At 49.7% G+C, this 14,283-nt stretch carries 4 protein-coding genes and 1 riboswitch; all 4 genes read right to left on the reverse strand.

Translation table 11 applies throughout. The features are described 5' to 3' along the window. Window positions 1-12: 12 nt before the first annotated feature. The 4 genes from licA to M1E03_RS19570 all read right to left on the reverse strand — a co-directional run bounded on the left by licA (window position 13) and on the right by M1E03_RS19570 (window position 14,274). Window positions 13-10,761, reverse strand: a complete 10,749-nt coding sequence (gene licA / locus M1E03_RS19555) for a lichenysin non-ribosomal peptide synthetase LicA (RefSeq protein WP_458110570.1) — start codon at window positions 10,759-10,761, stop codon at window positions 13-15. A 184-nt stretch (window positions 10,762-10,945) separates the two neighbouring features. Then, window positions 10,946-11,032, reverse strand: a riboswitch (cyclic di-GMP riboswitch). 465 nt (window positions 11,033-11,497) lie between these two features. After that, window positions 11,498-12,310 (reverse strand): ABC transporter permease, encoded by an 813-nt coding sequence (locus M1E03_RS19560; protein WP_095292869.1) that lies wholly within the window; start codon window positions 12,308-12,310, stop codon window positions 11,498-11,500. Next, window positions 12,303-13,169, reverse strand: a complete 867-nt coding sequence (locus tag M1E03_RS19565) for an ABC transporter permease (protein ID WP_025810784.1) — start codon at window positions 13,167-13,169, stop codon at window positions 12,303-12,305. The genes M1E03_RS19560 and M1E03_RS19565 overlap by 8 nt, the downstream gene beginning before the upstream one ends. Further along, on the reverse strand, window positions 13,156-14,274 hold the full coding sequence (locus M1E03_RS19570) for an ABC transporter ATP-binding protein (protein WP_026580514.1): 1,119 nt from the start codon (window positions 14,272-14,274) through the stop codon (window positions 13,156-13,158). The genes M1E03_RS19565 and M1E03_RS19570 overlap by 14 nt, the downstream gene beginning before the upstream one ends. Between the last annotated feature and the right edge of the window lie 9 nt (window positions 14,275-14,283).

Below are 14,283 nucleotides of genomic sequence, written 5' to 3' on the forward strand. Positions count from 1 at the left end.
CTCGTTTTTTTGTTAGAAAATCTCCATCAGTTTATCTAATTCTTCAAGCGTGAGTTCGTCATCTCCAAGATCGCTCGGGGTCAGTTCGCCCCCATCCCGCTCTAAGCAATGATCGATCAATTGCAGCAAATAAGTTTTAAAGCTTGCGGCGACAGCGGCGACGGTGCTTTCTTTATATTCGAGTGAATGATAAGCGATTGACATTGTCAAAATGCCGTCTTCGATATAGCCGACGATGTCCAGCGCATTCGGTTTTTCCGTTTCCGGGCTGAGCGGATCGCCGGATGGCAAGATGGATCTCGTGAACAGACCCGAATCCGCCATCTCTGTAAACTGGCCCAAATAGTTGAAGCTGATATCATGCTTGATCGGCTTCGCCTTTTTGCCTTCTTCGGTCAAATAACGATAAATGCCATAGCCGATTCCTTTATTCGGAATGTGGCGCAATTCTTCTTTGATCTGTTTGATTTGATAGCCGATATCCCCTGAATGGCGCATTTGAATCAGCGCCGGGAACTGGCTTGTAAACCAGCCGACCGTCCGGGAAATATTCAAGCCGTCTATGATGTCCTCCCTGCCGTGTCCCTCTAAGCAGATGATAAAGTCTTCCTGCCCCGTCCACTCTTTCAGCGCCAAGCCCAACGCCGTAAGCAAAATGTCGTTCATTTCCGTGTTATATGCTTCATGAACTTTTGTCATCAACTGTTCCGTTTCTTCTTTTGAGAGGGAAAACTCAGCCGTTTTCGTATGGCGCATCCGCTTGTCCTCTGCTTCATCGTCTTTCGGGAGCGCTGCCGTCTCCGCCTGTTCGATTTCCTGCCAATAGCCGATTTCTTTTGCGAAAGCTTTTGACCCTGCATATTCTTCCAGGCGAGCCGCATATTCAGCAAAAGAGTGCGTCTTGTCTTGAAGAATAATCGGCTCCCCTTTTTCAGCCTGGGCGTACCCGGCGGCGAAATCCTCAAGGAGGATTCTCCATGAGATTCCGTCCACAACGAGATGATGAATAACTATGAGAAGATGATCGCCTTGATCCGTTTTAAAGATCGCCGCTTTCAAAAGCGGGCCTTCGGTTAAATCGATACTGCTTTGAATCCGGTTTGATGCCTTCAACACGGCAGCTTCAAGTTCAGCGCCCGATTCATTGAAGCGGATGACTTCAGGGCGAACCGCTGTTTCTTCCAGCCCTCTGTTGTACTGAACAATCCCGTCTCCATTTCGTTGATAAACCATGCGAAGTGCGTCATGATGTTCGATCAGCTTGCTTAAAGCCTTGCCTGCCGTTTCCGGGTCGAATCCCGTTAAAGCGTGAAGCATGACCGACTGATTCCAGTGATGCTCGTTCGTAAATTTGCGTTCAAAGAACCAGCGCTGAATCGGCGTCAATGTGACTTCGCCTTCGACAGGGTTCTGATCGATCGGCTGATCGTCAGCCGCTTGAACATAAGCACTCAGCTCTCCGATCGTCGGGTGCTGAAACAAGTCCTTCATCTCCAGCTTCCACCCGTGCTGCTGAAGCCGGCTTGCCATTTGAATTCCTTTGATCGAGTCCCCGCCGAGCGCGAAAAAATTGTCTGTGATCCCGATTCGGTCTATACCGAGAACCTCCTGCCAAATGTCCGCCAACAGCTGTTCCGTTTCTGTAAGCGGCGCTTTGTATTCGGCTGTCTGCGCTTCGACGTCAGGCTGAGGCAGCGCCCTTCGGTCGACTTTTCCGTTCGCCGTAACCGGAAGCTCTTTAAGCTGCACCCAGAATGACGGTACCATATAGTCCGGGAGCGTCTGCGCCAGCTTCCGGGCGAGGCTTTCTGTATCAAGCTGTTCATTCGCAACGACATAGCCGCACAGCGCTTTGTTGCCGCAGGCGTCTTCGATGTCGGTGACGACGGCTTCCTGCACTTCAGAGAGCCGCGCGAGCTGGACTTCGATTTCAGAAAGTTCGATCCGGAAGCCGCGGATTTTCACCTGCTGGTCGATTCGGCCGATGTACTCAAGCCGTCCGTCTTCCAGCCATTTGACCGCGTCCCCCGTCCGGTACATGCGCTCGCCCGGCACAAACGGGTCTTCCGTAAAACGCTTCGCCGTTTCCTCTGGCTTGTTCAGATAGCCGCGCGCAAGCCCGCGGCCGGCGATGCACAGCTCACCCGCGACACCGACGGGCTGGACTTCGTTGTTTTGTCCTAGCACATACGCCCGCGTATTGGCGATCGGCTTTCCGATTGAAAGCATTCCTTCATCAGGATCAATCGCCGTGCTCGTCGCGACGACCGTGTTTTCCGTCGGTCCATAGTTGTTGACGAGCGTGTAGGAGCGTTTTGCGATCCGTTTCAGCTTATCTCCTCCCGTAAGCAGCACGCGCAGCGACTGGTTGTCCAGCTCCATGAACTGTTCGCACAGCTGTGTCGGCAGGAACGTGATCGTTATTTTGTTCTCTTCAAAGTATTGATTTAAGCGCGTAATATCCATTCGGATCGCTTCATCAATGATGTGAAGCTCCGCTCCGGCGATCCAGTACGGGAACATCTCCCAGACGGAAGCGTCAAAGCCGAAGCCGGCATATTTCGCGCTTTTGTCGTGTTCGGTGACCTTAAAGGCGTCATTATGCCAATAACACAAGTTTACGAGCGACCGGTGTTCGACCATGACGCCTTTCGGCTGGCCGGTCGTGCCCGATGTGTAGATCAAGTAGGCCAGGTTGTCAGACTGTGTACCTGCCTGTGGGTTCACCTCATCGTCTTTTGTGATTTCTTCGCTCAGCATCGAATCGAGAAGAAGTGTTTCACCGCTGAATTCTTCAGGTGCGGCTAAGTTTGTTTCCGTCAGAAGCAGCTCTGCGCAACTGTCTTTCAGCACGTATCCGATCCGTTCAGCCGGATAGCTAGGATCGATCGGCACATAGGCCGCTCCCGCTTTCAAAATCGCGAGCACGCCAGCGGCCATTTCAAGCGAAGGCTTGACCATGATCCCGATCCGCTGTTCAGGACGGGCCCCTTTTTCGATCAGCAGCCGGGCCAGACGGTTCGCCCGTGCGTTCAGCTCTTTATACGTCCACTTCACGCCGTTGTACACCGCTGCCCCACGGTCAGGCGTGCGGAGAACTTGCGCTTCGAACAGCTCATGGACCGTTTTGTCCTCCGGCACATCAAGCTTCGTCTCATTCCAATTTTGAACGATCCGCCGTTTTTCCGCTTCATCCAGAAGCGAAAGCTCTGAAAGGCGGGCATCCGGGTTTTCGGCAACCGCTTCGAGCAGATTGACCCAGTACCCGCGCCAGCGCTCGAGCGATTCATGCTTAAAGAGAGCTGTATTGTATTCCATTTCAAAAACGAGAAGTCCGTCCTCTTCCGCCGCTGTCAGCGTCAGGTCAAACTTCGCAGTCTGATGGGCAAAATCATACGGCTTGAGTGTGATCCCTTCCATTGACAAGTCCTTCAAATCAGCATTTCGCATTGAAAAGACGGCATCAAACAATGGGTTTCGGCTCATGTCGCGCTGGATGTTCAGCTTCTCGATGAGTTCTTCAAACGGGTAATCTTGATGCTCAAACGCGCCGAGCGTCGTTTCTTTCACTTCCTCAAGGAATGCAGAAAACGGCTTGTCTCCTTCAGGACGCGTTCTTATTGCAAGCGTATTGACAAACATGCCGATGATCCGGCTCAAATCAGTATGCGGCCGCCCGGCAGCCGGAGAGCCGACAATGACCTCGCTCTGTCCGCTCAGTTTGGATAAAAGCGCGCTGTATGAGGCAGCGAGCACCATGTATAAAGTGCTGTCCGTTTCCTTGGCCAGTTTTCTCAGCTGCTGGACAAGCTCCGGTTTCAGCGCAAAGCTGAGACGGCTTCCTTCAAACGTTTGAATAGAAGGACGCGGATAGTCTGCCGGAAGCGTCAAAACAGGCAGCTCGCCGGCCAGCTCCTTGAGCCAGTATTCCTCCTGCACTTTGTGCCGTTCTGTCAGCAGATGCTGCTGCCATACAGAAAAGTCTTTATACTGAATCCTCAGCGGTTCAAGCGCCTCTCCCGCATAAAGCTTTGTCATTTCATCGATCAGGACGCTGACAGAAGCGCCGTCTGAAATGATATGATGCATATCCACAAGCAAAAGATGTTTTTCTCCCGTGAAACGTATGATGCTCATTCTAAATAACGGGGCTTTTGTTAAATCAAACGGCCTGATGAATTCTTTAATCAGCTTTTCCGCTTCTTGTTCATCTGCATCGATGACATCAATGGTCAATTCCGCAGCTTCCCAAATCCGCTGAACAGGTTCGCCGCCCTTGATTTCAAATGTCGTGCGGAATGCTTCATGGCGCTTGATCAGCATTTGCGCGGCAGACTCGAGGCGCTTCAAATCAAGCTTCCCTTCAAGCTGGAGAACGGCCGGCATGTGATAGCTTTTCTCAGCGCCTTCGATCTGCTGTAGGACGTACAGCCGTTTTTGCGCCGAAGATACCGGGTACGTTTCCTGATCCGGCGCCGCTTCAATATAAACGGCTGATTTTTTCTCAGTTTTTTCCGCAGCCTGCGCCAGGGTTTCGATTGTCGGCGCCTGGAACAAATCTTTCAGCTGCAGATCAACATTCATCTCTTGCTGGATACGGGCAATGAGCGTCATTCCGATTAAAGAGTGTCCGCCAAGTTCAAAGAAATTGTCATGCACACCGATTTTCGGTACATTGAGCACCTCCTGCCAAAGATCGGTAAGCTGTGCTTCTGTTCGGCTCCTTGGCGCCGTATATTCCTTTTGCGCGGCCTGCGTGACATCCGGCTCAGGCAGCGCCCTTCTGTCGACCTTTCCATTGCCTGTGAGCGGAAGCTCCTGCAGCTGCATAAACACGGACGGGATCATGTAGCCCGGCAGACCTTCTGCCGCATATCGGCGAAGCTCTTCACTAGAAAGCTCCTGATCGGCCGTAAAGTAAGCACAGATCATTTGATCTCTCTTCCCGGTGTCAACAGCAAGAACAGCGGCTTCCTGAACCATTTCATGTGTGAGGAGATGGTGCTCGATTTCGCCCAGCTCGATCCTCTGTCCGCGAATTTTGACCTGATGATCAATCCGTCCGATAAATTCGAGACATCCGTCGGCAAGCCATCTCGCCATATCGCCCGTCCGGTAAATCTTCTCACCGGTTTTGAACGGATGTTCCGTAAACTTTTCAGCCGTCAGTTCCGGGCGGTTAAAATAGCCGCGGACAAGGCCGTCTCCGCCGACGCACAATTCTCCCGCAACCCCTGCCGGCTGTACATTGCCGAATGAATCAAGAATCAGAACCTCCGTATTGCTGACAGGCTTTCCGATCGGTATAGCCTGCGCATCGTCCGGCACTTCGTTGACTGGATAATAGGTTGTAAAGACAGTGCTCTCAGACGGGCCGTACATATGAAGCAGCCGTCCTTTGCCAACTGTGTTCAGAGCTCTTCTGACATGATCGACAGATGCACGTTCGCCGCCGAACAGAACCCTGCGGAGTCCCTTCAAACTGTCCGGCCGCATGTCTGTCAGCAGATTGAATAATGCGGTCGTGATCATTAAGACGGTAACCTTTTCTTTTTCAAGTACATGTGCGAGCCGGCTCATATCAAGAATCGTGTCTTTTGGAGCTATCACCAGCTTGGCGCCGTTCAGCAATGAACCGAACACATCAAACATAAAGGCATCAAACACGTAATTTGAAATTGAAAGAACGATATCGGATGTCATCACATCCAAGTAATTTGTGTTTTTTACCGTACGCAATATATTCCGGTGAGAAACCATATTGCCCTTAGGCGTCCCAGTCGTTCCGGATGTATACGTTAGATTGGCCATTGCTTCCGGTGAAATCGGAAGGCGCAAATCAGACGCATCTCCCAGATAAAGGTGTTCATCCTCAAGAAATAGAATGTCGCCGCCAAATTCAGCCGCCTCAGCGAGCGGCTTCATCGCCTTTTGCGTTAAAAGAACCGCCGCTCCGCTGTCCTCGAAGAAATGTTGCACACGTTTTTCAGGATGATCCGGATCGATCGGCACATAAGCAGCGCCGGCTTTCAGCACAGCGAGAATGCCGATGACCATTTCAGCCGACCTGGCGGTGAGAATGGCTGCCGTCGTGCCGGGCTGCACACCTCTTTCGCGGAGGCGCCTCGCCAATTGGTTCGCTTTCCGATTGAGCTCACCGTATGACCATACTTTGTCTTCAAATTGCAGGGCGGGATGTCCGCCTCTTTCCGCCGCCTGTTCCTCAAATAGCTGAACGATCGTTTTCTCCCTCGGATAATCGCTTGCCGCGGGGTTGAACGCGACGAGCTGACGATTCGTTTCCTCTTCTGTCAAAAGGCTGTACTCGCCGATTCTGCGCAGCGGATCAGCCGTCATGCCCTCCAGAAGGTGCAAATATGCTTTCAGCATCCTTTCTGCCGTATCTTTTTTAAACAGCTTCGTACTGTAATCCAAATCGAGAATCAATTCTCCCTGCTCTTCTTTCGCCTGCAGCGTTAGGTCGAACTTTGCAATATTGAAGTTCGTTTCATAAATCGAGAGGTGCAAATCGCCGAGCATCGGAATGTCTTCCCATGCATTTTGCAAAATAAACATCGTGTCAAAGACGGGATGACGGCTTAAATCGCGCGATGCACCAACCTTTTCCGCAAGCCGCTCAAACGGATATTCCTGATGCTCAAAAGCGTCGATTACCGTTTTCTTTACATCATGCAGGAAGTCTCTGAACGTTCTGCCCGACTCCACTTTTGAACGGATCGCCAGCGTATTGACAAACATGCCGATGATTCCTTCCAGATCGGAATGTCTGCGGCCGGCCGCCGGCGTTCCGACGATCACATCTTCCTGCCCGGAGTACTTTGCTAGCAGCATGTTGTATGCGGCCAGCATGACCATATACAATGTCGCGCCGTTTTGCTCTGCCAGCACGGCTAATTTTTCTTTCATGTCTTTTGGCAGGACTGCGGATACCCTGTCTCCTTCAAAGCTTTGAACAGACGGCCTCGGCTCATCCGTTATCAGCTGCAGTACGGGAAGCTCGCCGGCGAACACGCTTTGCCAATAAGCCTCTTCTTTTTGAAAACCTTTTTGTGCTTGCGTCCTTTGCCAGAAAGCATAATCTTTGTAATGCAAATTCGGCTCCGGCAGTTCTTCCCCTTTATACAGTGCGGCCAGCTCATTCAATATGATCGAAATCGATACGCCGTCAGACACAAGATGATGCATATCGAACAACAGCACATGTCTGCCGTCTGCGAGACGGACGAGACCTGCTCTCATCAGCGGAGCTTTGGCGAGATCAAAGCGGCGGACAAAAGATTTCGCCATTTGTTCGATCGGCTTCCCATCTGCTTTAACCTTCTCAATCTTGAACTGAACCCTTTGATGAATGTTCTGTCTCGGCTCGCCATCGACAACTGTAAACGAAGTGCGCAGCGCCTCATGCCTATCAATCAGTTTTTGAAAAGCAGCTTCAAGGCGCTGAACATCAAGGGTGCCCTCAAGCATCGCCGCGGCCGGCATATTGTAGCCGACTCCGGCATCCTCCAGCTGGCTGACGATATAAATTCGCTGCTGCGCCAATGAGAGAGGATAATCGTCACTTTCCGGCGCAGGTTCAATAACCGTGAATCCGTCTTTCTCCGCTTCAGAAACAAAGCCGCTTAACGCCGCCACTGTCGGTTTTTCGAACAGGACTTGCAACGGAACCTCGACACCGAAAGCTTTATGAATTTTTGCCAGCATGGCCATCGCTTTGAGAGAATGGCCGCCCAGTTCAAAAAACTGGTCGTGGATTCCGACTTGTTCAGTTCCGAGCACTTCCTGCCATATACCCACCATTTTTTCTTCATATTCATTTCTCGGTGCCGCATACTCTGCAGTCCCGCTGACAGAGACTTCATGGCAAAGCAGCGCTTTCCGGTCGACTTTGCCGCTTCCCGTCAGCGGTATTTCATCAAGCTCGACAAAGTGGGAAGGTATCATATAGTCAGGCAGATGCTTGGATAAATGCTCCCTCAGCCCCTGAAGGTGAATTTCCCCGCTTTGTTTTGGCACGACATAAGCGCAAACCTCAAGGCTGCCGCCGGTTTCGGGCCGCGCGAGGACAACTGCTTTTCCGACAGCAGGGGCTCCTTGCAGCACCGACTCTATCTCGCCAAGCTCGATCCGGTAGCCGCGGATTTTCACTTGATCGTCTTTTCGGCCGATGAAATCAACCGTACCGTCAGGAAGCCAACGTACTGCATCCCCTGTTCGATACATGAAACCTCCGGGGACAAACGGGTCTTCCAAGAACTTGTCTGCGGTCATGTCAGGTAAGTTCAAATAGCCTCGGCCGACTCCGTCTCCTGCAATATACAATTCCCCTTCGACACCATCAGGAAGGAGTGCACCGTTTTCATCCAAAATATAAAAACGGTTGTTTCCAATCGGTCTGCCGATCGGGACATAGGCCGTATCGCCTTGAAGATCTGCGTGGTTTGTCATCGTAAAAGAAGAAGCATCCACACAAGTTTCAGTCGGGCCGTAAACATTCGTTACATCAGGCACGGATTCAGCTGTTTCTGCAAATAATTGAAGCAGCCTTTCCGTTGCGACCCTTGATAATGCCTCTCCTCCAACAAGCATATGCCTCAGTTTGACACCTGAAAGATCATCGGCAGCAGACAAAAGCTGCAAATGAGCCGGCGTACCGTCTGTCACATCGATTTGATGGCGGCGGTAATAATCCGATAAAGCGCGTCCGTCGGAAACCGTCTTTTTCGGTACGATGTACAACGTTTGGCCAAGCAATAGAGACGTAAAAATCTGCTGAACGGAAGCGTCAAAATGAAACGGAGCCAGAAGTGCCAGCTTCAAATCATCCTGATCATATGCACCAACGGCCTGCTGAAGCCCTCTTACAAGGTGGTGGACCTGCCTGTGTTCAATCATGACGCCTTTTGGACGGCCCGTTGTCCCGGAAGTATAAATGATATATGCAAGGTGCCCGGCGCCTGCCTCTGAAGACGGATGACCGTTTTCCAGCGATTCAGAAAGCGCTTCGCTGAACCGCACAGTTTCGGCCGTTTCAAAAGTCAGCCCGCTGTCTGTGATAACCACTTTGACCTTTGAATCCTCCAGCATAAAGCGAATTCTTTCTTCCGGAAATCCGGGATCGATCGGTACATAAGCTCCGCCGGCTTTCAAAACGCCCAGCATCGCCGTAATAACCCGCTCTGACCGCTCCATCACTATCGCAGCCGGAGCGTCAGGCCCGATGCCTCTTCTTCGAAGCGCCCTTGCCAGACGATTCGATTGTTCATTCAGCTCACGGTACGAAAGTTTTTGTCCCTCATATACAACGGCGGTTTTTTCGGGATGATCGGCTGCTTTTTGTTCGAATAAACCGTGCAGGGTCATGTTCTTGTCATATGCGATGGTTTGGCTTGATGCACGCTTTAACAGCTGCTCTTTTTCAAATGCGGGAACAATCTCCAGTTCAGCGATTGTTTTTTGCGGAAACAACAAGGCATCTTCAAGCAGCGTCATCAGCCGTTCATATAAAACGGCCATTTCTTCACAGGTGAAAAGCTCCTCCCTGTAATCAAAATCAATCGCAAGCGTCCCGGTATCCCATCTCTCTTTCACGTGAATGGAAATATCGTTTACTTCACTGCCGCTGAAAATCGGCTCAGTAAGAAATGACAACGTTTCTTTCCTCTGCCATTGCATAACTTGATATTCCAGTGAGACGGCGAACAATTTGCTGACATGCGGCTGTCTTTCCCGCAAATCATTAATCAGCAGATTGTACGGATACTTTTGATGCCGAATGATCTTCAGCTGATCTTTCATTCTTTCCTGCACAAATGCACTAAAGTCCTGGTGTACATCAATGGAGGCTTTCATTGGAATCGTCGATACGAACATCCCGAGCATCTGTTTTTCTTTTGCATTTGTCCGGTTACCCATAAATGTTCCGAGAACGACGTCTTTTTGTCCGGTTATCCGGTGCATATAAATGTGCAAAATGGATAAGAACAGGGAGAGCACACTTATGTTGTGTTCCTTACAATACGTTTGAATTTTTTTATACAGGACAGGGGAAATCTCTTTTGAAAAGCGGGCTGCATTCAATTGGATCTGATACGTATCGCTCGCCTTTAACGATACGGGCTCCGGAATCACTTCATATTGTGCGTTCCAATATGCTTTATCCTTCTGGAACCGCTTCGAATTTTCATACTCCAACTCACTCTGAATATGTTCCGTAAATGATGACTGAACAGGTTCGAGGCCGGTTTCCCCTTTAGCAAGCTTCAAATAAATGTCTGTAATGCGGTTGCCCAAGATCGTCATCGAAATACCATCGGAAATCATATGATGAACTTTTGCAAAAAACCAGCTTTCTTCCTCACTGATGCGAACGACGGCAAATTTAAACAGCGGACTTTCATACAAAGGCAGGGGTCGGCGCGCCTCAGCTTGTCCCCATTTAAGAACGCCGTCCGCTCCTCCGATTTCTGAAGCGTCGAAATATTCAATCCGGAAAGGTTCGTCTTCCGCTATATATTGCTTCGGCTCATCCCCTCCTTCAAACAACAGTCTGAATCGCATGGTTTCATTTGTACGGACAAACTGGCGAATGGCTTCAGTCAATAACCCGGAATCGATTCCGGAGGCAGATTTTAATTTTCCAAAACCGCTCAAATTTGAAACACTTGTGCCGGGATAGAACTTTTCAGTGTACCAAATTCTCCTTTGAGCATGTGTCAGCGGGTAACATGTGTTTCCCATTTTTTATTCCTCCTTTATCTTTTGCTATGTATGACGATGCGAACAGCCAAGCCGCAATGCAATGTTGCGGTATTGCGATGAGCGAAAAACGCTGTCACAGATTTGTCATTTCCAATAAAACATTATTTTGGAAATAAAAAAGAAAAGAGTCCACCCGAATAAAAACGGGCGAACTCCCTGTTTATTCGGCAACCTGTCAACCGTAGCACCGTCAGTACCTTAGGCCATGGCTTTGCGTCCCTGCGTTTCCGCAGGTTTGCCTTTATCTGCTTTTATTGCTATAAATTCATTTTCTGCTCACAGTTCACTTTAAATGAAAATTTTGTTTTTTTCACCGAAAAATAGGTGAAAAGTTTCATGCGGGATGCCGAATGTTATCCATGAATGTTAATGCGTGATACCGAAATTGACAAAAAAATATGCGGGAAAACGAAAAAAACCGCTTAATTCCGCAAAAAATTCCAAATCCTAGATAAAGAATATATTAAAATATTAAAAAAACAGCCTTAACTTCATGAATAAATCATGAAAATCCGTTAAGGCTTAGGCGTTTTCTTTTACAATGTTTATTCAAATAAAACGTTTCTTTTACCCAGCCGTTTAAACTGACGAGAAAAAACAAACAGCTTGCGAAAACATTGAAGCAGAACGGAAAATCACTGAACTGTCTCCTCCTAAACGGTATCTTGAAATACTTTCGGTGTTCCATACAAAAAAGCAGGCTGAGTTTCGCCTGCTACACGGTTTTTGAAAGCCCGATCGTCCGCTCGATGATGATCAGCGCGATCACTGAAACTGTGATAAAAATAACCGAAATCGCATTAACACTCGGATCAAACGTCTGGTCAATATAGCTGAACGTTCGCACCGGTACAGGCGTGACAGCAGGTGAAGAAACAAACAGACTGATTGATACTTCCCCGAATGACGTCACAGCGGCAAAAACGGCTCCCGCAATGATTCCCGGTTTAATGAGCGGCAAGGTAACATGAAAAAAGGTATACCATGGACCTGCGCCGAGATTCATGGATGCCAGTTCAAGCTTCGGATCCATGTTCGCCATGCTGACCCCGACCGTCCGTAAGACATACGGAAGGCTGATCAGCATATGCCCGGCAGCCAGGCCGGCAAATGTGCCGTTTACCCCAAGCATTGTCAATAAATAGAGAAATGACACGCCTAATGCGATTTGAGGAATCATCAACGGCGATAAAATAAAAGCTTGAATCCCCTGTTTTCCAGGAAAGTTCAGCCGCGCCAATGCATAGGCTGCAACTGTTCCGAGGATCACCGCAAGAGGCGTTACAACGAGAAGCAGCATACCGCTGACCCAAATCGATTCCATCCAGCCGCTGCTGCTGAAAACTCCGGCAAACCAGCGCAGCGAGACGCCGGATGGCGGGAACTTCGGATATTCGTCCGGGCTGAAAGCCGACAGTATAATCACAAATACAGGCAGCGCCAAAAAAAGGTATACCAATAAACCCGCCGCCCAAACGCACACATCAATCCACTTTCCCCCAGACAGACGGCGCAATCGTCTACCCATTTATTCTCGCCTCCCAACGCTTTTGGAAAAAGCCAAGGATTCCAATAACCACGCTGACAACGGCTAATAAAGTAATCGACATAGCTGCTGCAAGAGGAAGATGAAAGACTTGCATGACCTGCTGATAGATTGATAACGGCAGCAGCGGCTGCATCCTTCCGCCGACGAGAAGAGGCGTAATATAGCTTCCGGCCGAAAGCGAAAACACGATCATTGCTCCTGTCAGCAGTCCTGGAACCGTCATCGGCAAGGTCACGAAAAAAAATGTCCGCAGCCTCCCCGCTCCAAGGCTCATCGAAGCAAATTTAAGATCCGGTTTCATTTCGCTTAAAGAACCGGCAAGCGGCAGCACAGCAAACGGCAGCATAACCTGGACATATGCGATGATGACGGCGTTCATATTCCATAAAAGCGGCAGGGGCTTTTCAATCAGCTTCAAGCTGATAAGCGCCTCATTGACGATCCCGTTTTGCGAAAGCAGCACAATCCAGGAAAACGTCCGAATGACAACACTGGTCAGTAAAGGAGAAACAAGCAATATATAAAACAAAGCCCGCAGCCTGCCGGTCGGCGCCTTAACGAGTAAATATGCTGCCGGATACGCCATCACAAGGCATAATACAGTGGTCTTCAACGCCGTCCAAAGCGTTATACCGATTGTTTTCAAATAAATGTCCGAAGAGAACACTTCGACATATTGAGAAAAACTGTACGTATCGAGCGTATTCATCATAGCGTCCACGTCTCTGAAACTTAATAACAGCAGCAGAACAAGCGGCAACACGAGAAAAACGCCGAGAAATAAAAGGACGGGAACAAGCAAAACCCAATAAAACCGTTTTTGTTCAAGAGCACCCATCTGCATCCTCCTTTACATCGAGCGGAACAAAATCGTCCGGATCCAAAGAAAGATACACTTGATCCCCCGCCTTCGGCAATCTTGGAAATTGAGGATCGGGCGCCTGAATGATCCATTCTCCTTTGAAAACAGCGGCTTTCAGCCTGAGAGCATGCCCGGCATAACTGACTTCCGTTATCGTTGCAGGCATTTCAATCAGCCTGTTCTTCTGCTTCTCGAAAGAGACTGAGATTCTCTCGGGCCGCACCATGAACAATACAGAGGATTTTTTTAAGAGATTCCGGCTGATTTCAAAAGTCAGCGGAACACCTTCATATATTTCAAAATCGACCGCTTCATAGCCATAAACGCCTGATGAAGGCTGTATCTCCGACGCACGCGCTTTCAGCAAATTGACCTGTCCGATAAATTCGGCGACAAATTGATTAGCAGGCGTGCGGTACACGTCCAACGGAGTGCCGAGCTGCTGAAGCCTGCCGCAGCCGAGGATTCCAATTCTGTCTGATAAGCTTAAAGCCTCCTCCTGATCGTGCGTCACTAAAATCGTTGTAATGCCGACGCGCTTTTGGATGCTGCGCAGCTCCGTCTGCATTTCTTTTCGAAGTTTCGCATCCAAGTTGCTCAGCGGCTCGTCTAGCAATAGCACAGACGGCTGAATCGCCAATGCCCGGGCAATCGCCACCCGCTGCTGCTGGCCCCCGCTCAGCTGACGGGGCATGCGATTAGCAAACGCTTCAAGCCTGACAAGGGCGAGGCTTTCCATCACCCGTTCTTCAATCTTGCGGCGGGGCCATTTTCGAACTTTCAATCCGTATGCAACATTGTCAAATACGCTGAGATGCGGGAATAAAGCATAATCCTGAAAAACCATTCCAATATGTCGGTCGTATGGCGGCAAATCAGTTACATCTCTTCCTCCTATATATACAAACCCTGACGTCGGTTCAAGGAACCCGGCAATGATATGAAGGAGCGTTGACTTTCCGCAGCCGCTCGGACCGAGGAGAGAGAAAAATTCCCCTTCTTTGACTTCAAGCTGTACGTCTTCCAATGCGATGGTGTTTCCGAAATGCCGGCTGACATGCTGAATCTGAATTGCGCTCATGTTTGTCAC

The sequence above is a fragment of the Bacillus sp. PK6-013 genome, from assembly GCF_054161445.1.